The 22,770-nt window shown below is 47.2% G+C and carries 21 protein-coding genes and 3 pseudogenes; 15 read left to right on the top strand and 9 right to left on the bottom strand.

The window, feature by feature from the left end:
- From H6F88_RS29355 to H6F88_RS29325, 7 genes and pseudogenes are all read left to right on the top strand, one after another.
- Positions 1–105, top strand: a pseudogene (locus H6F88_RS29355) (IS1 family transposase); the annotation flags it as partial.
- A gap of 422 nt (positions 106–527) precedes the next feature.
- On the top strand, positions 528–2,273 hold the full coding sequence (gene kdpA, locus H6F88_RS29350) for a potassium-transporting ATPase subunit KdpA (RefSeq protein ID WP_190646363.1): 1,746 nt from the start codon (positions 528–530) through the stop codon (positions 2,271–2,273).
- A 15-nt stretch (positions 2,274–2,288) separates the two neighbouring features.
- On the top strand, positions 2,289–4,445 hold the full coding sequence (gene kdpB, locus H6F88_RS29345; protein ID WP_190646362.1) for a potassium-transporting ATPase subunit KdpB: 2,157 nt from the start codon (positions 2,289–2,291) through the stop codon (positions 4,443–4,445).
- Positions 4,446–4,479: 34 nt separating this feature from the next.
- Complete coding sequence (locus H6F88_RS29340) at positions 4,480–5,514, top strand: endonuclease NucS (RefSeq protein ID WP_190646361.1); 1,035 nt, start codon at positions 4,480–4,482, stop codon at positions 5,512–5,514.
- Positions 5,511–5,780 carry a potassium-transporting ATPase subunit F gene (locus tag H6F88_RS29335; protein ID WP_190646360.1) on the top strand — a complete coding sequence of 90 codons (270 nt, stop codon included), beginning with the start codon at positions 5,511–5,513 and terminating at the stop codon, positions 5,778–5,780. The genes H6F88_RS29340 and H6F88_RS29335 overlap by 4 nt, the downstream gene beginning before the upstream one ends.
- Positions 5,780–6,388, top strand: a complete 609-nt coding sequence (gene kdpC, locus H6F88_RS29330) for a K(+)-transporting ATPase subunit C (RefSeq protein ID WP_190646359.1) — start codon at positions 5,780–5,782, stop codon at positions 6,386–6,388. The genes H6F88_RS29335 and kdpC overlap by 1 nt, the downstream gene beginning before the upstream one ends.
- Before the next feature lie 3 nt (positions 6,389–6,391).
- Positions 6,392–7,534: a sensor histidine kinase KdpD gene (locus H6F88_RS29325; protein WP_190646358.1), complete on the top strand. Its 1,143-nt coding sequence runs from the start codon at positions 6,392–6,394 to the stop codon at positions 7,532–7,534.
- 60 nt (positions 7,535–7,594) lie between these two features.
- Here the strand turns inward: H6F88_RS29325 and H6F88_RS29320 are convergent.
- Positions 7,595–8,306 (bottom strand): IS6 family transposase gene (locus H6F88_RS29320; protein WP_242050766.1). Its coding sequence is split into 2 segments (ribosomal slippage): positions 7,595–8,026 and positions 8,028–8,306, totalling 711 coding nucleotides; the frame shifts between segments, so codons are not numbered across the junction.
- Between the two features lie 30 nt (positions 8,307–8,336).
- On the bottom strand, positions 8,337–8,660 hold the full coding sequence (locus tag H6F88_RS29315) for a Tn3 family transposase (RefSeq protein ID WP_190646357.1): 324 nt from the start codon (positions 8,658–8,660) through the stop codon (positions 8,337–8,339).
- On the opposite strand from H6F88_RS29315, the gene H6F88_RS29310 reads away from it, so the two are divergent.
- Positions 8,647–8,895 (top strand): hypothetical protein, encoded by a 249-nt coding sequence (locus H6F88_RS29310; RefSeq protein ID WP_190646356.1) that lies wholly within the window; start codon positions 8,647–8,649, stop codon positions 8,893–8,895. The genes H6F88_RS29315 and H6F88_RS29310 overlap by 14 nt on opposite strands.
- A 235-nt stretch (positions 8,896–9,130) precedes the next feature.
- Here the strand turns inward: H6F88_RS29310 and H6F88_RS29305 are convergent, their stop codons facing one another.
- The 4 genes and pseudogenes from H6F88_RS29305 to H6F88_RS34725 form a co-directional block, all read right to left on the bottom strand.
- Positions 9,131–9,355, bottom strand: a complete 225-nt coding sequence (locus tag H6F88_RS29305) for a hypothetical protein (protein ID WP_190646355.1) — start codon at positions 9,353–9,355, stop codon at positions 9,131–9,133.
- Positions 9,356–9,826: 471 nt separating this feature from the next.
- Positions 9,827–9,913, bottom strand: a pseudogene (locus H6F88_RS34730) (transglutaminase family protein); the annotation flags it as partial.
- Positions 9,914–9,944: 31 nt separating this feature from the next.
- Entirely contained in the window at positions 9,945–10,124 is a 180-nt protein-coding gene (locus tag H6F88_RS29300; protein ID WP_190646354.1) for a hypothetical protein, read from the bottom strand.
- A 16-nt stretch (positions 10,125–10,140) separates the two neighbouring features.
- Complete coding sequence (locus H6F88_RS34725; RefSeq protein WP_347277761.1) at positions 10,141–10,227, bottom strand: hypothetical protein; 87 nt, start codon at positions 10,225–10,227, stop codon at positions 10,141–10,143.
- 132 nt (positions 10,228–10,359) lie between these two features.
- Here H6F88_RS34725 and H6F88_RS29290 point away from each other — a divergent pair, with 132 nt between their 5' ends.
- From H6F88_RS29290 to H6F88_RS29280, 3 genes are all read left to right on the top strand, one after another.
- A complete protein-coding gene (locus H6F88_RS29290; protein WP_190646353.1) occupies positions 10,360–14,559 on the top strand; it encodes a chemotaxis protein CheB in 4,200 nt (1,399 codons plus the stop codon).
- An 80-nt stretch (positions 14,560–14,639) separates the two neighbouring features.
- On the top strand, positions 14,640–16,529 hold the full coding sequence (locus tag H6F88_RS29285; protein WP_190646352.1) for an ATP-binding protein: 1,890 nt from the start codon (positions 14,640–14,642) through the stop codon (positions 16,527–16,529).
- Between the two features lie 215 nt (positions 16,530–16,744).
- Positions 16,745–17,044, top strand: a complete 300-nt coding sequence (locus H6F88_RS29280) for an RNA-binding protein (protein WP_190646351.1) — start codon at positions 16,745–16,747, stop codon at positions 17,042–17,044.
- A gap of 80 nt (positions 17,045–17,124) precedes the next feature.
- On the opposite strand, the gene H6F88_RS29275 is transcribed toward H6F88_RS29280, so the two are convergent.
- The gene (locus tag H6F88_RS29275; protein WP_190646350.1) at positions 17,125–17,535 is read right to left on the bottom strand and encodes a hypothetical protein; all 411 of its coding nucleotides are present in this window, start codon (positions 17,533–17,535) and stop codon (positions 17,125–17,127) included.
- Between the two features lie 53 nt (positions 17,536–17,588).
- Positions 17,589–17,882 carry a DUF1830 domain-containing protein gene (locus H6F88_RS29270; protein ID WP_190646349.1) on the bottom strand — a complete coding sequence of 98 codons (294 nt, stop codon included), beginning with the start codon at positions 17,880–17,882 and terminating at the stop codon, positions 17,589–17,591.
- Positions 17,883–18,120: 238 nt separating this feature from the next.
- Between H6F88_RS29270 and H6F88_RS29265 the strand changes: the two genes are divergently transcribed.
- The gene (locus H6F88_RS29265) at positions 18,121–18,330 is read left to right on the top strand and encodes a hypothetical protein (protein WP_190646348.1); all 210 of its coding nucleotides are present in this window, start codon (positions 18,121–18,123) and stop codon (positions 18,328–18,330) included.
- Between the two features lie 201 nt (positions 18,331–18,531).
- Complete coding sequence (locus H6F88_RS29260; protein ID WP_190646347.1) at positions 18,532–19,389, top strand: fatty acid desaturase; 858 nt, start codon at positions 18,532–18,534, stop codon at positions 19,387–19,389.
- Positions 19,390–19,638: 249 nt separating this feature from the next.
- On the opposite strand, the gene H6F88_RS29255 is transcribed toward H6F88_RS29260, so the two are convergent.
- Positions 19,639–21,603 (bottom strand): NACHT domain-containing NTPase, encoded by a 1,965-nt coding sequence (locus tag H6F88_RS29255; RefSeq protein WP_190646346.1) that lies wholly within the window; start codon positions 21,601–21,603, stop codon positions 19,639–19,641.
- A gap of 175 nt (positions 21,604–21,778) precedes the next feature.
- Here H6F88_RS29255 and H6F88_RS29250 point away from each other — a divergent pair, with 175 nt between their 5' ends.
- A complete protein-coding gene (locus H6F88_RS29250; RefSeq protein WP_190646345.1) occupies positions 21,779–22,483 on the top strand; it encodes an IS6 family transposase in 705 nt (234 codons plus the stop codon).
- A gap of 186 nt (positions 22,484–22,669) precedes the next feature.
- Positions 22,670–22,770: pseudogene (locus H6F88_RS34720) on the top strand (IS6 family transposase); the annotation flags it as partial.

Genomic DNA, 22,770 nt, shown 5'->3' with positions numbered 1-22,770 from the left:
CACCGTAAAACCTTGTGCTACTCCAAATCCCTTGAGATGTTGAAATGTTCACTCCGTTTGCTGCTTCACTATTTGAAGTATCGAGCTATTCCTCTACCTACTTAACCATTACGGTTTCAGCAACGCCCCAAATACCAGTCTTTTGAACGGAAAACATGTTGGAATTGCAACACTTGGCTCCTGAAATAGGACAGTTATTGAGCTAGCCCTATTCCAAAAGTCTAGCGATTCTCTACGTAGCTCTACCTGAAAACAACGCTCACTTCGCGTTTAGATGCAAATTTATATCTGCAAATACAAATTTGCATCTAAACAACGGCTAAACATTCTCCTTGGGAGCTATATCAGTGATCTAAAAAATGCAGTAAATGCTGCTCTATACCTTGTAATTCCTAAATTGGAGTTTCACCATCAGTGAGTAGGGACGGTTGAAAAGTTGAGTTGTTAGTTCTCGGTCAATGCTGAGATATTTGATAGCTCATCAATTCAGCAACAGCCTATTCACCGATGTCGGAGTTGAATGACTCATGTTGCAAGGATGGATTCAGATCGCGCTGACGCTGCTGATTGTCGTGGCACTCACCCCCTTCTTTGGGCGCTATCTGGCAAAGGTGTTCATGGAAGAGAGAACTCTACTTGATCCGGTTCTCAATTCAGTTGAGCAGGGGCTTTACTCACTAATTGGGGTGAGGTCGAAAGAGAATATGACGGGCTGGCAGTATGCCCGGGCGATCGTCTACAGCAATGCGGTGATGGCGATACTGATTTTTGCCATCATCATGTTTCAGCCATTTTTGCCATTTAACCCAACTGGGATTCCTGCTCCTACCTGGGATACGGCGTTGCACACCACAATTTCGTTTATTACGAATACCAATCAACAGCATTACTCTGGAGAAACCTATCTCAGTTACGCTAGCCAGATGTGGGGATTGGGCTACCCTATGTTCACGTCTGCCGCGACTGGTTTGGCGGTGGGGATTGCCTTTATTCGAGGATTGACGGGCAGACCACTGGGCAATTTTTATGTGGATCTGATGCGAGCGATTACCCGTGTGTTGTTGCCCATCAGTATTGTGGGGGCGATTATCCTGATTATTGCAGGTGTGCCAGAAACCCTGGCAGGTCCCCTAGTTGTTCCTACCCTGGAAGATCCAGCAATCAATCAGGTGATCGCCCGTGGTCCTGTTGCTCACTTTGAAATCATCAAAGAACTGGGTGAAAACGGCGGCGGTTTCTTTGCGATTAATTCCGCACATCCGTTTGAAAATCCGAGTGGGTTTACCAATTTGCTGCAATTAGTGGCGATTTTGTCTATTCCCAGTTCGTTGATTTACACCTACGGAATATTTGCCAACAACATCAAGCAATCCTGGTTAATTTATCTGATTCCGTTCAGCATTCTGGTTGGATTTATCATTGTTACGGCAATTGGGGAATACAACGGCAATCCACTGGTCAATCCCTTACTGGGTAGTGATCAGGCTCCCAACTTAGAAGGCAAAGAAGTGCGATTTAGCTGGGCGCAATCTGCTCTGTATGCCGTGGCGACAACTGGCACAATGACCGGAGCTGTCAATAGCTTGCATGACTCTTTCATGCCCAATGGTAGTTTTGCTACTCTGTCCAACATGTTCCTACAAATTGTGTTTGGTGGACAGGGAACGGGAACCGCCTACCTGTTTGCCTACCTGATGCTGGCAGTATTTGCCACCGGGTTAATGGTGGGACGCACACCCGAATTTTTGGGACGCAAGATTGAGAAACGGGAAGTGGTGCTGGCAAGTTTCCTGATTTTGCTGGTTCACCCAATCGCTATCCTGATTCCCGGGGCGATCGTCCTGGCATTTCCAGACCTCCAGGGAATCAGCAACCCCGGTTTTCATGGCTTAACCCAGGTCATCTACGAATACGCTTCCGCTGCCGCCAACAATGGCTCTGGTTTTGAAGGACTGGCAGATTCGCAACCTTCGCCAATCGCGATTGCGGCGGGTGCAACGACCAGTGCAGTCGCCCTCTGGTGGAACCTGAGTACCTGTTTTAGCTTGCTGGTAGGACGCTATGTTCCGATCATTGCTTTACTCTTCCTTGCCGATAGTATGTCTCGCAAGCAACCTGTCCCTGCAACTGCTGGAACCCTCCGAACAGATACGGGGTTATTCACCGGAGTAACGGCTGGCGTAATTCTGATTCTGGGTGCACTGACCTTCTTCCCGGTGCTGGCGTTGGGTCCAGTAGCTGAGTTATTTCAAATGGTCAACGGAATTGGGTAGGAGTTTCGAGCATTTATGAAACTTAGAAACGGATCTTCTCCATCTACATCTTCTCGCCCAGTTCAGGTTCCCGGTGGTCGTCGGGGCGATCGCAAACATACCCCAAAAGCTGATCGCAAGGGACTGTATCAACGCGCCATTCGAGAATCATTTGTTAAGTTGAACCCGCGTGTAGCAGTGCGTAATCCCGTCATGTTTGTGGTGTGGCTAGGGACGATCGTGACTCTGCTGGTTACCATCAGTCCCAACCTGTTTGGCACAGTTCAGGAAACTGTTGGTCAGCAACGAATACTCAATGGCATTATCACGTTCATTTTGTTCTTTACAGTGCTCTTTGCCAACTTTGCCGAAGCCATTGCCGAAGGGCGAGGAAAGGCACAAGCGGATGCATTGCGATCGACCCGTAGTGATACAGTTGCGCGCAAAATGCTGCCTAATGGTGCGATTCAGGATGTCAGTTCTACTGAATTGCGTCGGGGCGATCAGGTGAAAGTGATAGCGGGAGACATGATTCCTGCAGATGGTGAAGTGATTCAGGGCATTGGTTCGGTGGATGAATCAGCCATCACTGGGGAATCGGCTCCGGTCTTGAAACAACCGGGTACAGATATCGCTAGTTCCGTCACGGGGGGTACTCGCCTGCTCTCGGATGAACTGATTGTGCGAATTACCTCTGATCCAGGGCAAGGGTTCATCGACCGCATGATTTCTCTGGTAGAAGGAGCCGAACGCAGCAAAACCCCGAATGAGATTGCGCTAACGGTGTTGCTAGCCGTGTTGACCCAGGTGTTTTTGATTGTTGTCGCCACAATCCCAGCTATTTCTGGTTACATTGCTGGCTTTTTAGACAGTGTTGTTGGAACAGCGACAGGTAATGGTTTACGTTCTGGAACGAGCATCGCTATTTTGATTTCCCTTCTGGTTGCCCTCATTCCCACCACGATTGGCGGACTGTTGAGTGCGATCGGCATTGCCGGAATGGATCGAGTCGCTCAATTCAACGTGATTGCCACCTCTGGACGTGCTGTAGAAGCTTGTGGTGATGTGAATACACTCGTTTTGGATAAAACTGGAACCATTACTTTGGGTAACCGTTTGGCTGACGAGTTTATCCCCGTCAATAGTCATTCAGTGCAGGAAGTTGCCGATGTTTGCTTGGCTGCCAGTGTATTTGATGAAACCCCGGAAGGGCGATCGATCGTTCAGTTAGCCCAAAAATTAGGCGCGAAATTTGACCTGGATGGACAACCTGCAGCAGGAATCGAGTTCTCAGCTAGAACCCGTATGAGTGGAACTGACCTCGATAGCAAGGAGTACCGCAAGGGGGCAGTGGATGCCATCAAAGGCTTTGTGCGATCGCGAGGTGGTCAGGTTCCCACAACTCTGGATGAAGCCTATGAACGTGTCTCCCGCTTAGGTGGAACGCCTCTTGCCGTCTGCCAGGGCAATGAACTATACGGTGTAATTTACCTCAAGGACATCGTAAAACCGGGATTACGAGAACGATTTGACCAACTCCGCCGCATGGGCGTCAGAACAATCATGCTTACCGGGGATAACCGCATTACTGCATCGGTGATTGCTCAGGAAGCGGGAGTGGATGATTTTATTGCTGAAGCCACCCCTGAAGACAAAATTGATGTTATTCGCAGTGAGCAAGCTCAAGGCAAGCTCGTCGCCATGACCGGAGATGGCACCAATGACGCACCTGCTCTGGCTCAAGCCAATGTTGGAGTAGCCATGAACTCTGGCACTCAGGCGGCAAAGGAAGCTGCCAACATGGTTGATCTAGATTCTGATCCAACTAAATTGATCGACCTAGTGACAATCGGGAAACAACTCCTGATCACCCGTGGCGCGTTGACCACCTTCTCCGTTGCCAACGACATCGCCAAATACTTTGCGATTATTCCCACTATTTTTGCGACGGCTGGGATTGGTGCGCTCAACATCATGGGCTTAAAGAGTGCCCAATCAGCAATCGTCTCTGCCCTGATATACAACGCTTTGATTATCCCTGCCCTGATCCCTCTAGCTTTGCGAGGTGTACAGTTCCGACCCCTTACCGCCGATCAACTGCTACAACGCAACATTTTGATTTATGGGTTGGGTGGCATCATTGCCCCGTTTATTGCAATTAAGGCGATCGATCTAATCTTGCCGCTGCCTTAGTTAGTATTGGAGCAATTTACGTGAAAGAAGGCTCATGTCAGAGGAAATTAGGATTTGGGAAATTAAGCCTGATGATCGTTTGCAGGAGATTCAACGCTCTCGCTTGAACTTAGAAACTCGTATAGAAGAGTGGATTGAACAAGATATTTCAATCCTTTCTGAGGATCTTCTAATTATCGGTAGACAGGTTAGAACTTCCTACGGGTTATTGATTGATTTACTGTGTTTGGCAAGCAATGGAGATTTAGTCATTGTTGAACTAAAAAGAGATCAAACCCCAAGAGAGGTTACAGCTCAAGTTTTAGATTATGCCTCCTGGGTTAAAAATCTTTCTCTAGAGCAAATAACAGAGATTGCTAATTTCTATCTGCAGAGTAGGTATAGCAAAAACCTTGAGGAGGCTTTTGAGCAAAAGTTTGGTGTTGAATTACCGGAAGTTCTGAATGATCAGCATAGGATGCTGATCGTTGCCTCAAACGTTGATAACAGTACCGAGAGAATTATTAACTATCTATCTGACACTTACGGGGTTAATATCAACGTTGCAAAGTTCCAGTACTTCAAGAATCAAGATGGACAGGAACTAATCGCTAGAACATTTCTACTTGAACTAAATCGGGCAGAGCAAAGTGTTCAGGAAAAAGCACCATCCAAGAGAAAGCCTAATTTAACTTATGAGGAGCTTCAAGAATTAGCAAATCATAATGGCGTTGGTTCGTTATACAAAGAGGCTTTTGAAGGCCTTTTCAGTACCTATTTCACTCGTGCTGAACCTACTAGAAGTTCAATTGCATTCAAGAAGGGAAGTAAGGTTGTTCTTAGCCTTCTACCCATGAACAGCAATGCTGAGGTTGGACTAAAGTTCCAAATTTATGGAACTCGTTTCTGTGAGTGCTTTGGTATTTCACTGGATCAACTTCACTCTTTAATTCCTCAAAATATAGATAAGTGGGAGTACTACAAAGATGCACCTCCCGAATGGTCAGGTTACGAAGGATTTTTTGTCAATCAAGAAGCTCTTGAACGTTTCTTCAGCTTTAAAGATACGCAACTAACGGATGACACATGAAAGATAATTTGTACTCCAAACCCCCATCTTTGGCTCAAACTACTGAGTTTATTTCAGAGTCCTGGTTAGAATGGCGCAGGCAAAAATTACCCCTGTATTTGTTCCTGGCATTGTGCTTCAACCTGGTCGTTGCCCCTGTTGTTTATGCGTCCAGTGGCAATGAATTCTCCCGTACTCAAGCCTGGTCATTGGGGCTATTGGGACTAGGAACTGTTGTGCTTTCCATTTATCTATTCTTTGTCATGTTTGTACCGGAGAAGTTTTAATGAGTTTCGCACGCGAGGCAGGTCGAGCCATTCGATCGACCCTAGTACTTTGGGTCACCACCGCTCTGATTTATCCGTTAGTCATGGTTGCCTTTGGGCAAATCGCCTTTCCCTTTCAGGCAAACGGCAGCATCCTGACCAATACTCAAGGTCAGCCCGTCGGCTCAGCCTTGATTGGACAGCCGTTTACAAGCGATCGCTACTTCAACAGTCGCCCCAGCACCACCAACTACAGCACTGCTAATCCTACGAACGACGAAGCAGATGTTCTTAAAACTGGTATATCGGGTGCAAGTAACCTGGCTCCTTCCAATCCTAATCTACTCAAGCGAGTCCAGGAAACAACAACCCAATTGAAACAAGTGGGGATTCAACCTACCACAGACTTAGTCTATACCTCCGGCTCTGGGCTTGATCCCCACATCACACCAGAGGCAGCCAGAGCGCAAATTACACGGATTTCAGGAGTGCGTAGGCTTCAGCCCAATCAAGTGGAACTGTTAATTGTTCAAAATACAGAGGGGCGATTCTTAGGTATTTTCGGTGAACCTGGTGTGAATGTATTAAAGCTCAATCTTGCTCTCGATGCATTGAATCCTGCAAGTTAACCCATGTACCCATCTCCAAATTCTTCTCCTGACAGTACATACATCTGTCCTGCCCGTCGGGGCAAGCACAAAATTTTCATTGGTATGGCTCCGGGTGTAGGCAAGACCTTCAAAATGCTGGAGGAGGCATATCAACTCAAGCAATGTGGAGTCGATGTGGTAATTGGGCTGCTGGAGACCCACGGACGCAAGGAAACTGCAGAAAAAGCCGAAGAGTTGGAGATGGTGCCACGCCAGCAGGTCAACCCCAATGGAGTTGTCCTAACGGAAATGGATACGGAGGCAGTGTTGGCGCGTCAACCCCAACTGGCTCTGGTAGATGAACTCGCCCATACGAATGTTCCTGGCTCTCAGCGAGAAAAACGCTATCAGGATGTAGAAATTATTCTGGCAGCAGGAATTGACGTTTACTCCACTGTCAATATTCAACATCTGGAGAGTCTGAATGATTTAGTTGCTCGGATTACAGGGGTAGTGGTGCGAGAGCGCGTGCCCGATCGCCTCCTAGAAGAAGCCGATGAAGTGATTGTGGTTGACGTCACACCTGAAACCCTGGAGGAGCGACTACGGGACGGCAAAATTTATGCGATGGAGAAAGTGGAGCAATCGCTGCAAAACTTTTTTCAGCGGCGCAACCTGATTGCCTTACGAGAATTAGCCTTACGAGAAGTCGCTGACAACATTGAAGAAGATGCCCTTGAGGAAGCATCCAATGGAACCAAAACGGATGCTCCTTTTTGCAGTATTCATGAGCGAGTTCTAGTCTGTGTTTCAACCTATCCCAATGCGATTCAGTTAATTCGGCGTGGTGCCCGGATTGCCGGATATATGCACGCACCCTTCTACTGTTTATTTGTTGATGATCCCGACCGCTTTCTCACTAAAGCAGAGAGTTTGCACGTTGAGACTTGTGAACGGCTTTGCAAGGAGTTCGGCGGAGAATTTATTCGAGCCAAAGACTATGACAAAGCAAAGGCGATCGCAGAAGTTGCTAGAAGCTACTACATCACTCAAATTGTGATTGGTGAAAGTCAGCGATCACATTGGAAATTAATCTTACGTGGATCGCTTACACACAAACTGTTACGACTGCTCAAAAATATTGATGTGCACATTATTGGGGGTAAAGGTAGCGGTGTGATGTAGCAAGTCGGGCTCTGTCGCAAAAACTATTGGGAACGAACAAATGGCTTAATCTGGACTCAATTAAGCAACAAGTCCAAAAATTCGAGACACGAATTCTACTTGTGATCGCACATCGCTTCTCTCAACACCCTGAATCTGTCCCTTACGAATCATATTCATCGCTTCAATTCCTCTCAACGTTTGTCTGGCACTGTTGAAAGACTTGAATCCCAGCATTGGTTTGACGATGCGCTTAATGTTGCGATGAACTTGCTCAATCAGGTTATTCAAATATTTCACCTGCCGCAGTTCGGTCTGGGCTGCCAGCGTTTGATCGCTTTTTAGCCGTTCAATGGCGACCGGATAAGCCGCATTCTTGTCCACATTGATGACGCGTGGTGGAGTGACATGGCTGGCTTTCAACACTTTACGAAAGAACCGTGCTGCTGCTTTGCTATCCCGCTTTGCGCTCAGCATAAAGTTAAAGGTATCGCCCTGGGAATCCACAGCAAGGGTACAGATATTTCCACTTCCCTTTGATTTGAATGTATGTTTCGTCCACCTTCCACGAGTCGTTGGTTGGCTTCAGGTGAGGTCGAAGGCGTTTGTCCAACTCAGGAGCATACTTCAGCACCCAGCGATTGATTGTCGAATGGTCTACCTCCACTCCTCGTTCGACCATCATCGCCTCCAGGTTTCGGTAGCTCAAGGGATAGCGGCAATACCAGCGCACGTTCAACAGGATAATTTCAGGCAGAAAGTGCCGCCACTTAAACAGAGCAGGAGTAGACATCGGAGGGCAAGGAGGAAAGTTTGAGTCTGCTTACTTTACCATTGACTGGTTTTTGCGACACAACCTGAGAGACCCTGCCACTCGCAGCATTTCATCCCAGTAGTCAATGATGAGTTGACAGTTAATCCATCCCTTGAACAAGGGTTTGAGATCAGCGTCAGGTAATTGTCGTTTGATGCGATAGAGTTGCTGGGTGCCGACATCGCGAATGTGAGGAGAGAAGGATAACCCTAATAGATCAAAGAAGGCAAAGATGAGTTCGGTGTAGCCTGGAGTATCGGTGGTATGTTCCAGAATGGTCAACTCCGTCTCATTCCCGAGAATGCTATCAAGGAAATAGGTGGCATCGCGCATCGTCGAAGGAATCACCTTACTCAGAAACCGCGATCGCATTAATCAGACTCGCAGTCGCAGTCGCAAGGAGGGTGAGCTAGAACAAATTCCCGTCGAGTTTGAACCGCTGAGTCAACTGGTGTTTAGTGTGCTGGTGGTGTACCGTAAAGCTGAAGCCGATACGCCCCTTCATGCGATCGCTGCAGAGATTTGGCAGGGGCAAGAAAAGGTGGCGATCGTGCCCCCAGTCCGTTAGAGTTGTCGGGAAATAGAACGAAACCCCTTGAAAACTTTACCCAGCAAGCTTTGCCGCTATTTCTGCCAGAAATCGCTACACCCTTTGCAGAACATAGCTTTCAGCCGCTTTTCTCGCTATTACCCAACAAGTCTATTGGAAGTATTCAATGAACTAATTGCGTTCTGTCGCTTTAAGAGAGAACGTGTGATTGGTCACCATTGCAATATTTCTGTGCCATATCGATGTGAATTCTTTAAGTAGTTGCTTCATACTGGCTGGATGAGCGACCGCCCACATGTTCAGACTGAGGCAAACGCAAGCTAAGGCTAATAAAATGTAGGTAGGAGGCATGACCACTCCAATACTGAACCAGGTAAAATCGTGCAACAGCAAAACCAACGCAAACAGGCTCGCCGCAAAGGCTGACCAATAAACCTGGGCTGAGGATTGAAACCTGACTACCAGGTATAGGGTGCATAAGGTTAACAAAAGATTAGAGGGCACCAAAAAGGCGCAGATTGTAATGCAATAATTTCGTGAAAAATCAAACAAAAAAGTCATATTTTTTATCCCTTAAAAGCTAAAAAATGAGAGTGAGCGGTTGATAGGCTGTTGCCTTACTTCTGTCTTTTGTGCGCTTTGAGACAAAAGGAATTCATCTATTTTTGAGACAAAGTTGGATTGATAGTTAACAGAGTTAAACGAAGCTCAGATACTTCAAATCCTGCAATCTGAAACCTCTTTCTTGATCTACAAAGTGCCTTAAAACTGTATTAGCACCAGGCTGGTCGCCTCGCGACATGTAGCGTGATCGCTGTTTATCTCTCCATTCTAATTCAGAATGATTGTCTCTAACCATTTATGGGTTCGTCTGCCTGAACCCAGAGTTCATTTCAGGTAGGGTTAAAAGTCCAGATTGAGTGGCTAATGCGACATCTGCTGCATCTCAACCATAGGCGATCGCAATCCGATTTCCCTATGGTTCTGATTGGGTCGCATCAAAGGCGTACCAGTGACCACCGATAAACGCTTCAAACTAAGGAGCGAGAATCAAATAAATCACACTATCAGTTTTGTGGTTTTGCTGTGTAATTCCACTGGGGTAAGTACTCATCAAATACAATTTCCATTGTCTCCTTAAACTCTTGAGTTACTTTTCGTCCTGTTTCATAAACGTTATCTAAAATCGTTTCCATCACACTAAACCCGGTTTGTGTCTTCGACTTTGCCATCAAGTCTCGAACCATTTCAACACTCTAAGACTTACTCCTTGACAAACCCGTGTGAAATGAGGGAAAAACGATGTTCAATGGGGTTGTACCTTGACGTGTAGGAAGGGGAATGAGCGATGCGAATCTCAATACCCTCAGTATCGAGAGTTGTGGTACGGCTTTTACTTAAAGCTTAATTAAGCACAACGCGATCGAGTAAATCATCTTAGAGTAAAGGTGATAGCTGCCACAGTGAATGCCTGACTAACCTATGCCTTATGACTCCTCGCAACCACCGATATTTGAATTAACTGGGGAACCAGTTGATGCACCTTTTCCTATTGTGGGAGTAGCTGCCTCTGCGGGAGGGTTAGAAGCCTTCACGCAGTTACTCAGCCACCTTCCAACCGATACTGGAATGGCATTTGTGCTGATTCAACATTTAGCGCCAGATCATGAGAGTTTGTTGAGCGAGATTCTCAACAGAGTCACACAACTGTCAGTCCGCGAAGTACAGAACAACACAACCGTAGAGCCAAACCAAGTTTATGTGATTCCGCCTAATACCAAAATGGTGCTCTCAAACGGTGTGCTGCAACTGTCGCCCCGGGAGAAGGTGTTTGGCAGGTATATGCCGGGGGATGCTTTTTTTGCTTCGCTGGCATCCGATCGCGGACACAAAGCGATCGCCATCGTTTTATCGGGGTTAGATGGCGATGGATCGTTGGGGTTGAAAGCAATCAAGGCAGCTGGCGGGGTGACATTTGCTCAGTGTAAAGACACAGCCCAATTTGACAGCATGCCAAATACGGCGGTTGCTACGGGAGATGTCGATTTTGTGCTGCCGCCCGCAAAAATTGCTGAAGAATTGGCAAACCTGAGTCGCAATCCGATGTTGGACCACTCACAGTCACCGGGCTTGGCGGAGGAATTACCTCAACCTGCCGATGCCCTGGCGACGATCTTTGCCTTACTGCGATCGCACACAGGGGTTGACTTTAGCCGCTACAAGCCCAACACGATCAATCGGCGAATTCAGCGACGAATGCTGCTGTATAAGTTGGAACAGTTGGAGGACTATGTTGCTTATCTACAAGCGCATCCGGCTGAGGTCAAGGCTCTGTATGAAGAAATTCTGATCCATGTGACTAGCTTTTTCCGCGATCCAGACGCGTTCGACTTGTTGAAAGAGCGAGTCTTTTCTACGATTACGCAAAACAAATCTGCTGACATGCCAATTCGGATCTGGGTGGCGGGCTGTTCGACGGGTGAAGAGGTGTATTCGATCGCCATCTGCCTGCTGGAATTTTTGGAGGATCAGTCTGTCCAATTCCCGATCCAGATTTTTGCGACGGATATCAGCGAAATAGCGATCGACAAAGCCAGAGCAGGCGTTTATGCCGAGAATCAGATGGTGGAAGTGTCAACGGCGCGCCGCCGCCGTTTTTTTCATGCCATTGAGGGAGAGCGATTTCAAATCAATAAGGCGGTACGTGAACTCTGTGTATTTGCCCGTCAAAATTTAGGCAGCGATCCCCCGTTTTCTAATCTTGATTTGATTAGCTGCCGCAATCTGCTGATTTATTTGGGAGACGCACTGCAAAAGCGGATTATGCCGATCTTCCATTACAGTCTTAATCCAGCAGGTTTTCTGTTGCTGGGCACCTCTGAGAGCATTGGTCAAGTCTCAGACTTATTTACGTTAGTCGAGAAAAAGTACAAGCTTTACGCTAAGAATCCTACTGCTACTCGTCCAATATTTTCGTTCATCCCTAGCAACTATCCGTTGCCGAAGGCGAACGATCGCCAGCCAATGCCTGCCCCAACCGAAGAGTTTGACTTAGAAAAAAAGATCGATCACCTGATTGCTAACCATTACGCTCCAGTGGGAGCGGTACTTGACGACAAAATGCAGGTGCTGCAATTTCGGGGAAATGTCGATCACTACTTAAAACTCGTCTCTGGAGTTGCAAACCTCAACCTATTCAACTTATTAAGGGATGGCCTGCTGGTCGAGGTACGGGCTGCTATTTATCAAGCCCAACGACAAGAAATGCCTGTCATTAAGAACGGTCTCCGCCTAGAAGAGAGTGAACACGCCAGAGTCGTTAACCTTCAGGTGATTCCCTTTAAAATTCCACCGACTGAAGAACGCCGCTTTTTAGTGCTGTTTGAAGACATCCCCCCTACTAGCAGCCCCAGCCCGATCAATTCGGATATTCCTCAGAGCGAGCTAGAGCAGGAGAACGCACGACTCAGGAGAGAACTTGCCGCTGCCAACCAGGAACGAGCCGCAACTCAAGAATATTTGCAGGCAATTATTAAAGAGCAGGAGTATACCAATCAAGACCTCAAAGTTGCCAATGAAGAAATTTTGTCCAGCAATGAGGAACTGCAAAGCACCAATGAGGAGCTAGAAACTGCTAAAGAAGAGATACAGGCAACCAACGAAGAACTCAACACCACGAATGAAGAACTTCGTAGCCGCAACGGGGAATTGCATCAGGTCAATAATGATCTGACCAATTTGCTGGCTAGCATTAACATCCCGATTCTGATGTTGACCAACGACTTACGCATTCGCCGCTTCACGCCGATGGCACAGCGTTTATTCAACTTCATCCCGGGGGATGCCGGACGACCCCTGAGCGACATCAGAGCCAATCTCAACATCCCAGACTTAGAGTCGCTACTGTTGGAGGTGCTGGAAACCCTCAGTGTGAAGGAGCTAGAGGTGCAAACTCAGGGAGGGCACTGGTATACGTTGCGGATGCGCCCCTACCGCACCACTGAGAACCAGATCGATGGCGTGGTGATGGTGCTGCTAGATATTGATGCCGTCAAGCGTAGTGCTGCCACCCTCGAAGCAGCCCGGAACTATGCCGAAGCGATCGTCGAAACCGTGCAAGTGCCGCTGCTGGTGCTGGAGCCCGATTTCCGAGTGAATACCGCCAATCGATCGTTCTATGACACGTTTCAGGTGGCTCCTCCTGAAACCGCGCAGACGCTACTGTTTGATTTGGGCAACGGTCAGTGGAATATTCCCGGACTGCGATCGCTTCTGGAAGACGTTCTGACCAACAATACAGATTTGCAAAACTTTGAGGTCGAGCATGATTTTGAGCGGATTGGACACAAAGTCATGTTGCTGAATGCCTGGAAGATTATTCAAACTGAGGAAGCTCAACGACTTTTGCTGTCGGTTGAAGACATCACCGATCGCAAGCAGTTTGAAGCCGAGCGAGCGCAACTCCTGAGCCAGGAACAGGCTGCCCGTCAACAGGCAGAAGCAGCTAATCGTGCCAAAGACGAATTTTTGTCGAACCTCTCCCATGAACTCCGCAACCCGCTCAATACGATGCTGGGCTGGTCGCAATTGCTCTGCAACCGTCAGCTTGATGAGGCAGCCACAACTCGTGGGTTAGAAGTGATCGAGCGAAGCGCTAGGGCCCAATCTCAACTGATTGAGGACATGCTCGATATTTCTCGCATTACCAGTGGCAAGCTGCACCTCAACACGAGGCTGCTAGATCTGGTCTCCCTTGTAAATCTTGCGATCGAATCGGTTCAACTTGCCGCTGAGTCAAAAACGATTCAAATCGTTTCGCAGCTAAACACTGCAACCGTTGTGGGCGATAGCGATCGCCTCCAGCAAGTGTTGTGGAATTTGCTGTCTAACGCGATTAAGTTCACGCCTCCCGGTGGACGGATAGAAATCACGGTAGCATCGATGCAAGCTGATGCTGAAATTCGCATCAACGACAGTGGACAGGGCATTCCGCTAGATTTGTTGCCCTATGTGTTCGATCGCTTCCGTCAAGGAGACTCTAGCACCACGAAAACGAGGCAGGGGTTGGGGTTAGGTTTGGCGATCGTCCGGCATATTGTAGAACTGCATGGCGGTACAGTACAAGCTGAAAGTCTGGGTGAAGGGCAAGGAACCACCATTACGGTGAGACTCCCTCTCCGTTCAATGCCCCCAGAGGTGACATTGCCGATTAACTTAGAACCTATAACAGAGGAAGATACAGAACCCGTAAACCAGGAAGTTCCCTCCCTGGCAGGCTTACGCATTCTGGCGGTGGATGATGAAGTGGATAACCTGGACTTGGTGAAGTACATCCTAGAAGATGTAGGAGCAGAGGTTGAGACGGTTACTTCAGGTAGAGAAGCGATCGCCTCTTTGACTAAATCTCCCAGCAGATATGATGTACTTCTGGCTGACATTGGAATGCCAGATGAAGATGGGTTTTCGCTGATTCGGCAGGTGAGAGCATTAGACGAGATTGCTGGGGGACAGATTCCCGCAGCAGCAATTACAGCTTATGTCAGCGATCAAGAGCAGCAACAGGCGATCGGAGCGGGGTTTCAAATACACATCGCTAAACCGATTGAGCCAACTCAATTGATCCGGATGGTGGCAAACTTGAGTGGACGAGTAAGCGAGGAGGAAGTGCAGGGTCAAGACTAATAGATAGATTGAGCATATCTGCCCGTATTCCGTAGAATGTAGGCAACAACCGCCATTAAAACAGGCTAGGGTTAACAGGTATGGTATCCCCACAGTTAAAGGCGGTGTATCAAAGAGCATGGGTACTGCAACAACGGGCAAACGACCTACCTGAATCACAGCAAGCGCTCTTATCAGAAGCGCTGACAGAGCTTCAGGCAGTTTTAGAAGAATTGCAGGCATCTGAGGCAGAACTGCATCTTCAAAATGAAGCGTTAGTTAACACTCGTCAAGCTGTAGAATCGGAACGTCAGCGCTACCGCGAACTGTTTGAATTTGCACCAGATGGTTATTTGGTCACAGATGCCAACGGCAGAATCGAGGAAGCCAATAATGCGATCGCGACTCTCCTCAATGTTTCCCAAGAGTTTCTGGTCGGCAAGCCGCTGCTAGTTTTTATTGATCAGCCCGATCGTTCCTCATTTCATCTCAAACTCGATCGGTTACAGCAGTTAGACAAGCTGCAAGATTGGCAGATTCGTCTCCGTTCACCCCAGCGATCGCCCTTTGATGCAGCGCTAACGGTTACTGTAGTTCGCAATGCATTGGGTCAGATCGCTAGCCTGCGATGGCTGCTGCGCGACATCACCGAGCGCAAGCAAGTCGAACGGCTTTTAGAAAACCTCAACTCAGAACTAGAACGACAAGTGCAAGAGCGTACGGCTGAGTTACAGCAGGCGCTTGATTTTGAGGCGGGTCTAAAACGCATTACCGACAAAGTGCGGGACAGTTTGGATGAAAGCCAGATTCTACAGACCGTGGTACAGGAACTAGCACTCGTACTGGGTGTAATCTGCTGTGATGCTGCGCTGTACGACCTCGACTTAGCCACGTCCACAGTCCGCTATGAGTTCACAAACTTTGAGGTTGAGGGAGTTACCCGTTCACCCTCGTTGTTAGGACAGGTTATCTTAATGAGAACCTCACCTGAAGCTTATTACCAGCTTCTACAGGGTGAACATTTTCAGTTTTGTGAGATTGGGCAGAACCCAGTTCGGCATCTTACAATTCTGGCTTGTCCTATTGTTGATGATCAGGGCGTTTTAGGTGACTTGTGGTTATTTAAGCCACAGCAGGATGTTTTTTATGAGTCAGAAATTCGCCTGGTGCAGCAAGTTACAAACCAGTGTGCGATCGCCATTCGGCAGGCTCGGCTCTATCAAGCTTCGCAAGTTCAGATTCAGGAGATGAAAAAACTTGACCAACTCAAAGATAGTTTTCTCAGCACCACATCTCATGAACTTCGCTCCCCTATTACCAACATGAGAATGGCAATTCGGATGTTAAAAATTGCGCTTGAGCAAGAGCGAACTGCTGCTGAAGAGGTAACAACATTAGAGAAAAGAAATACGGTCGATCGATATCTCAACATTTTAGATGCGGAGTGCGATCGAGAAATTAGCTTGATTAATGATTTGCTAGACTTTCAGCGATTGGATGCAGGTGAACATCCTCTCAGCATAAAACCCATCCAGCTATGTGACTGGCTTCCTCAAGTGATTGCCCCTTTTCGGGAACGGGCGCGCGATCGCCAGCAAACCTTTCAGATAAATCTCCCCTCAAATTTGCCTGTCCTGATGTCCGATGCGGCAACCTTAGAGCGAATTTTAACAGAGCTATTCAACAATGCCTGCAAATACACGCCTCAGAACGGACAAATTACAGTCACAATCCAATCGCAGGCAAACTCAATGCAAATTCAAATCAGCAACACAAGCGAAAAAATTTCTGCCAATGAACTCACTCATATTTTTGATAAGTTCTATCGAATTCCAAATGCTGATCCCTGGAAGCAAGGTGGCACCGGATTAGGATTAGCACTAGTACAGAAGCTCATCCAACAGCTAGACAGTCAGATCGCCGTCGAAACCACAGCAGGACAGCTCCACTTCACGCTTGAACTTCCATTACTAAGCATTCAGCCTGAGTGATCAGAAGCTTATGGTTTTTGAACGATTTGTTGAACGGTAGTGAGAACAACATAACAATTAAAGCACCGACTATTCTTTAAAGCGCTATGATGGTAGTCGGGACTAAGAATCGGTTGTAGTGTTTGTTTCAACTATTGAACGTTTTTATACATTTGGTATTGACGGGCTTCTCTCCGAAATCTCACTCTCTACATTCCTTTTTTGGAGATTAGTTTATGTCAATTTACGTGGGTAACCTGTCCTATGAGGTTACAGAAGCTGATATGACGGCTGTGTTTGCAGAATACGGTTCAGTCAAGCGGGTTCAGCTCCCGACCGATCGTGAGACGGGTCGGCTACGTGGTTTCGGTTTTGTAGAAATGGGGACAGAGACTGAAGAACAGGCTGCCATTGATGCCCTAGACGGTGCTGAGTGGATGGGGCGCGATCTCAAGGTCAATAAAGCTAAACCCCGTGAAGACAGAAATTCATCTGGTGGTGGCAATCGCCGAGATAGCTTCTCTCGCGGTTACTAAATCATCAGGCATACTTGAACGCAGGATGGGTTAGGCTCAACTGAAGCATTAACCTCTTAAGTAGGGCGGGTTAGTTGTCGTTAATCCGTTCTACAATTAAAGATAGCCTCGATAGGTTCTGATTCTTTAGAAAAATTGATTTCATTATAGAATTTGCTACATAATCTCAAGAACGCCTCTTTGCTAGCTTTTCCATTGTCTGGAAGCGTCCTCATACATTCCTTGATTTCTTCAAAAAACAAGCATTTTGCTTCAACCATGAGCTGAATTTCTGCGTTCACCAGTTCTAATTCTTGTCTAGCATAGTGTAAATCTTGCTCTATCACTTGCTGTTGCTGTAACTGCTCAGATAAGTATTGCTTAAGGGAATCAATCTGTTCGCGCAGTAGCACAATTTCATCTTCTTTTTCAAGGGCAAGGGTTTGTTTCCACTGCTCATTGGCTGGTTGGCTAGTAGGAATATATTGTTGGTCAGAACTGATTAACTGCATTTGCTAGAAGTTGTTAACTAGTTGAAGTAAGAGATACCCGAACGACGTAAGCTTTAGTTGTGCTGAACAAGGCAGTCTTGTTGAGCTTGTGGGATTTTAACAACCAAGCGATCGCAATTCATGACCTCGATTAGAGCAGCAGTAGAAAACCCCGAAACGTATATTTCGAGCTGAGCCTCTGGTAGTGCTTCAAACAAAAGCCTTTCTCTTGGAAAAACAATACGCTCAAAGTACCAATTTGAGATGTTTGTGATTCGGGCAATCTTCAGCTTGTGAGTGTCATTCACATAGCAGCAGAGAATGCGGTTAGCACTGTCAGCAGGCAGACTATCCAGAATTTGAGTCATCGTAATGAGTGTTGTAGAGCGTTATGACCATTGATGTCCAAGAATAAGTATGACGCTTTGCTGTTAAAGATCTTGTCCAAGTTAGTGTTTTACCTGTGTATAAGTTATACAAACATCGCTAAAACATTCAAAAGTTGCAGATAGTGTTTGACTTCTTTACCCAAGAAGATACAAAACGCATTTGATGCTTTCTGTTTTAGTAGAAAGCATCGAACCAGAATTTAGAGGAGCTCTGCAGATGACTGCAACCTTAATCAGGCGACCTATATTTCGTCCCATGCAAAGGGTTAGCTTTGTGGGTGGAGAGGGAATTGTGCGAAGCTACAAACCCAACGCTGGAACTTGGGCGTATCTTGTCGAGATGCCACTGGGGCTAAATCCTGATTTTGGCAGAGTGGGGGCAGAAACGATGGTATTGCTCAATGAGGCAGATTTGTGTGCAGCTTGATTCAAAATCAAAGCTGTTAACCAGGCTTCTAGTTGCATCAATCATCGTGTTAACAAACTCTTGATTCTGCGTTTCGCTATAACATCACTGCTGTTTACTCTACACTTGCTGATTGGCTGCTAAATTGCCCATTCGCTTCAAGCAGTACAGCCTGTAGTTTTTACACCAGAATCATTTTTAAGGAATTTTGAAGGAGAATTTGTGACTGTTCAATCATTAAGCTCTGCTCCAATAGGGGAGCAACCGCTTATATTAAGCTGGAGGAATGTCGCCTTTTTTAGTGCTGTTCATGCCCTAGCGCTGCTTGCACCCTGGTTTTTCTCTTGGTCTGCTTTGGGGGTGACGATCGCGCTTCATTGGCTTTTTGGCAGCATTGGCATTTGTCTGGGCTATCACCGTTTGCTAACGCATCGTAGCCTTCAGGTTCCCAAGGCACTAGAACATACCTTCGCGCTTCTAGGGGCACTTGCCCTACAGGGTGGTCCCATCTTTTGGGTCGCTGGACATCGTTTACATCATGCCTTTACCGAAGATGTTGATAAAGATCCTTACTCCGCTCGACGGGGTTTTTGGTGGAGCCACATGCTTTGGATTATGTACCCCCGCCCTGAATTTTTTGCAACCGAAACCTATCGTAAGTATGCACCTGACTTGGCACGCGATCCGTTTTACACCTGGCTCGATCGCTATTTCCTGCTGTTGCAACTACCGCTAGGACTACTGCTGTATGCGCTGGGAGGCTGGTCATTCGTTGTCTATGGGGTGTTTGTGCGAGTGGTGTTGCTCTGGCACACAACCTGGCTGATCAACTCAGCTACGCATTTGATTGGCGATCGCACTTTTAAAACTGAAGATGGGTCACGTAATCTCTGGTGGGCAGCTTTACTCACGTTTGGAGAAGGGTGGCATAACAACCATCACGCTTACCCTAAAGTGGCAAAGGCTGGCTGGAAGTGGTGGCAGGTGGATATTACATGGTGGGCGATTCAAAGTTTGAAAGTACTGGGGTTAGCCCAAAAAGTAGTCATGCCTCCCCTACAGGCAGAAACCACTAAGTAGACATAGAACGCACCTAAAGAGATTGATTCAATCTTTTCGTTCTTAAACGTTTGTTCAATTCCACTATCAATCGTTTGTTCCTTGCCCTGGAAGTGGAGAACTATTTGCGCGATCGCTTGAAGAAACTTCGCCCTAAAGGATAAGGGACAAAGGGTAAAAGATTGCGCAAACAAAGGGGCAAGGTAAAAAGCTGTCGCTATCTATAGCTGTAACGAATCACTCAAATTGCTGCTTAGAATTACTTCATTCCTACTCCTCAAGTTCTTTTTGAGGTAATAACAAAGCGGTTTCAATTTCCTGCCGCACAGCAGCGGTCACTTTACAATTGCTGTTGAGACAATCGATCAACAATTGATTGGCACCATAGTATTGCTGCAATGCTTCTTGTTGCTCTGGGCTGAAGTGCCAGTCATGTTGAGCGCTGTGAGGGTGGGTGGCGCGGATGGAAGCAGACTGGGCAGTAAGAGATTGATAGCTTGCCCAGGTTAGAAATTTTTGCAGATATGGATCTTGAGCTACGATCGCATCGATTTCCTGCTTCATCAACTGCACGAGAGAATCTGCACTTCGCAGCATTGCAACGGTCAACAAAAAGATTTCTCGCCAGCGAGGCTCAGTCACATGGCTGGCTAGCTGCTCTAATGCTCGATCGGACGCGTGCAGATTGTGACTGGCAACAATTTTTCGAGCCGTAAAATATTCTTGGAATATCTGATCACCAAAGGAGAAAATCCCCTGCACCCGTTCTGCCAACACTCCATGCTGTAACTCGATCGCCTTGAGTATCCCTTCACTGTCTAATTGCAATTCCTCTGGCTCGATTGCAGCATTGGGTAAATCACGGATGTAGTCCCCAATTTGTTGTTCAACGGCTTGTCGTTCAAAAAAGTAATGCCCTTGCTCAAACGTGACGGTTGCAACTTGGCTCAGCAGCTTGAGCTTTTGGGGCAATAACAAGCCGTGATACATCTCGTCACGCTCAATGCCTTTTGTTTCGTCCCATTTGCTGAGCAAAAGCTCTAAACATTGTTTATAAAACTCCGCTCGTTTAGCGGGAAATCTGCCCTGATGCTGGAAAACCCAGCAGGCAAGATGGAGGAACAGCGGGGTCACAGAAAGTCTACGAAAGGGTATATTTTCAGGCAAACCTAGCTGCTGAACGAACTGAATGGCTTGTGTTTGCCCAGCTTGAAACGTGGTCTTCGTCAGCGCTGTAAACCACTTTTGAGCAAATGCCACAATCTGGTCTTGCGTAAATAGGGCTATTTCCACATCGGTGAAGCGTCTAAGGTTCGGAGCTTTAGCCGCTGTGCGGCAAGTCACAACAAACAGATTCTGTTGATACTTTTCAGAAAGTCGGCGAATTTCGTTGACAACCGCTTTCCGATCTTGCTCAAGCACTTCATCTAATCCATCTAGCAACAGCAACACCCTGCCCGCCTGCAGTAGAGTTTCAAGCACAGAAAGGTCTGAAATGCCCGACGTGCGAAAGTCGTCAAAAATAAAGCTGAGTAAGCTCAACTCATCTGCTGCTCTAGATTCGTCAGCAAAATCCCTCAAGCTGACAAAAATTGGAACTCGATTAGCCGCAAAGCTACCTTGGTTGCACCGAATCGCTAGATGTTGCAAGAAAGTAGTTTTACCTGCCCCCGGTTTTCCCAACACTCGCAGCTTCGAGTAGATTTCGACGGCTTTCACGCCTGCCATTTGAGTCTGAGACATTTCTCCTGGGTCAAGCTGAGTGCACTCTTGGGGCGTGATGCGTTGCAGGTCAGCCAACTCCAACCACTGCTGGCTGGGAATTTCCTCTAGAATGTTGACATTGATGTAAAGGTCGTCAATCTTGACAGGGTGGCTGAGGTTCAACAACTGCAAGGTACCGCACTGGTCTTGGACTTTATCCTGCCGTTGCAATTTTACCTGACGTACTAGGGTGTTAATGTCTGTAACTGGTGCAATCGTAACCTCTCTAAGTTCAGGAAATTCTGCGGGGGGATCGATCGCAATGTCTCGCCAGTCTAAGTCTAGAATCGAGCAAAGCTCTTGAAAGGTTTGCCGCTCAACAGGCTGCCCCGTAAAGAAACGCCAAACCGATTGGCGCGTCTTTAACCCTACTTCCCCTGCTAGACTTTCTTGAGTCCATCCTTTGTAAGTAAAAGCTCGCTTTGCTTGTTGCATCCCAGAAGACGAGGCCCGGAGAGATCTTTTGACCATGAGATCAAACTCCTGGTTTTCATCTCAAGAACTTATACAGTCATTCACACCTATAAATTTACAATCTTTTCTTGCGCCAATAATCTATCACGTGACACAAATCACATAGATTTGGGTTGTGTCGCAAAAATGAGAAGGTAGGAAGGCTCAATTTTCTCTGACCTCCTTACCCTAAATGGCATCTCAATCCCTGTTCAAGTGGCGGCACTTCTTACCAGAAATCATCGTGTTGAATGTGCGGTGGTATTGTCGCTATCCTCTGAGCTACCGGGATTTGGAAGAAATGATGGCAGAGCGAGGGGTCGAGGTCGATCATTCCACGATCCATCGGTGGGTATTGAGTTATGCTCCAGAACTAGACAAACGAGTTCGACCGCATCTGAATCTGAAAAACGACTCGTGGCGGGTGGATGAAACTTATATCGAGGTCAAAGGGGAGTGGAAATATCTGTATCGAGCGGTGGATTCAATGGGCAACACGCTGAACTTTATGCTGAGTGCAAGCCGGGATGGCAAGGCAGCGGCACGATTCTTCCACAACGTGTTGAAGGCGACTCACACTCAGACTCCACGGGTAATCACGGTCGATAAGAACGCTGCCTATCCAGTGGCAATTGAAGCGTTGAAAGCAGATGAAACGCTGGCAGCCCAGACCGAATTGCGGCAGAGTAAATACCTGAATAATGTGATCGAGCAGGATCATCGGAACACCAAGCGGCTGACGAAACCGATGATGGGATTCGGCTCATTCAACACGGCAAGACGAACACTCAGAGGAATTGAAGCAATGAGTATGATTCGCAAAGGACAGGTGAAGGGAATCAGTCAAGGGGACAGGTTCTGTCGCCAAAACTTTAGGAAACACTATTTGCAGTGTTGAAGTATGCATAATACAACTCTGTAGGTAGCGTTAAAAAGATTTTTTGCGACAGAACCGTTGCATCTGGGCTTCTATTTGGGTAGGGTAGGGCTGCATCAATTCACTCGTTACTCACCTATCTCTCTAGCTTACAGATAGAGATAGTAGAATTACACGTTATTTAATCCTCGATCCTTAGGTTACGCGATGTATCGCTGCAAGGCGTGCTATCGCACCTGCAATGAACGCACCGGGACCCCTTTCAATTTCATCGAGGTGCCCCCCGATATCGTGTTCCAAGTGCTGCT

Source organism: Oculatella sp. FACHB-28, from assembly GCF_014696015.1.
In the GTDB taxonomy this organism is placed as follows: domain Bacteria; phylum Cyanobacteriota; class Cyanobacteriia; order Elainellales; family Elainellaceae; genus JAAUTN01.
Note: the sequence above shows the minus strand (reverse complement) of the source record. Positions and strands in the feature narration are given on the sequence as shown.

What these genes read in the sequence shown, in the direction of transcription:
- kdpC (WP_190646359.1), top strand. Translation starts at nt 5,780, where the DNA reads ATGAGTTTCGCACGCGAGGCAGGTCGAGCCATTCGATCGACCCTAGTA.
- H6F88_RS29255 (WP_190646346.1), bottom strand. Translation starts at nt 21,603, where the DNA reads ATGGTCAAAAGATCTCTCCGGGCCTCGTCTTCTGGGATGCAACAAGCA.
- H6F88_RS29340 (WP_190646361.1), top strand. Translation starts at nt 4,480, where the DNA reads ATGTCAGAGGAAATTAGGATTTGGGAAATTAAGCCTGATGATCGTTTG.
- H6F88_RS29280 (WP_190646351.1), top strand. Translation starts at nt 16,745, where the DNA reads ATGTCAATTTACGTGGGTAACCTGTCCTATGAGGTTACAGAAGCTGAT.
- kdpA (WP_190646363.1), top strand. Translation starts at nt 528, where the DNA reads ATGTTGCAAGGATGGATTCAGATCGCGCTGACGCTGCTGATTGTCGTG.
- H6F88_RS29335 (WP_190646360.1), top strand. Translation starts at nt 5,511, where the DNA reads ATGAAAGATAATTTGTACTCCAAACCCCCATCTTTGGCTCAAACTACT.
- kdpB (WP_190646362.1), top strand. Translation starts at nt 2,289, where the DNA reads ATGAAACTTAGAAACGGATCTTCTCCATCTACATCTTCTCGCCCAGTT.
- H6F88_RS29290 (WP_190646353.1), top strand. Translation starts at nt 10,360, where the DNA reads ATGCCTTATGACTCCTCGCAACCACCGATATTTGAATTAACTGGGGAA.
- H6F88_RS29300 (WP_190646354.1), bottom strand. Translation starts at nt 10,124, where the DNA reads ATGGTTCGAGACTTGATGGCAAAGTCGAAGACACAAACCGGGTTTAGT.
- H6F88_RS29285 (WP_190646352.1), top strand. Translation starts at nt 14,640, where the DNA reads ATGGTATCCCCACAGTTAAAGGCGGTGTATCAAAGAGCATGGGTACTG.
- H6F88_RS29270 (WP_190646349.1), bottom strand. Translation starts at nt 17,882, where the DNA reads ATGACTCAAATTCTGGATAGTCTGCCTGCTGACAGTGCTAACCGCATT.
- H6F88_RS29305 (WP_190646355.1), bottom strand. Translation starts at nt 9,355, where the DNA reads ATGCACCCTATACCTGGTAGTCAGGTTTCAATCCTCAGCCCAGGTTTA.
- H6F88_RS29275 (WP_190646350.1), bottom strand. Translation starts at nt 17,535, where the DNA reads ATGCAGTTAATCAGTTCTGACCAACAATATATTCCTACTAGCCAACCA.
- H6F88_RS29315 (WP_190646357.1), bottom strand. Translation starts at nt 8,660, where the DNA reads ATGCGCGATGCCACCTATTTCCTTGATAGCATTCTCGGGAATGAGACG.
- H6F88_RS29325 (WP_190646358.1), top strand. Translation starts at nt 6,392, where the DNA reads ATGTACCCATCTCCAAATTCTTCTCCTGACAGTACATACATCTGTCCT.
- H6F88_RS29250 (WP_190646345.1), top strand. Translation starts at nt 21,779, where the DNA reads ATGGCATCTCAATCCCTGTTCAAGTGGCGGCACTTCTTACCAGAAATC.
- H6F88_RS29265 (WP_190646348.1), top strand. Translation starts at nt 18,121, where the DNA reads ATGACTGCAACCTTAATCAGGCGACCTATATTTCGTCCCATGCAAAGG.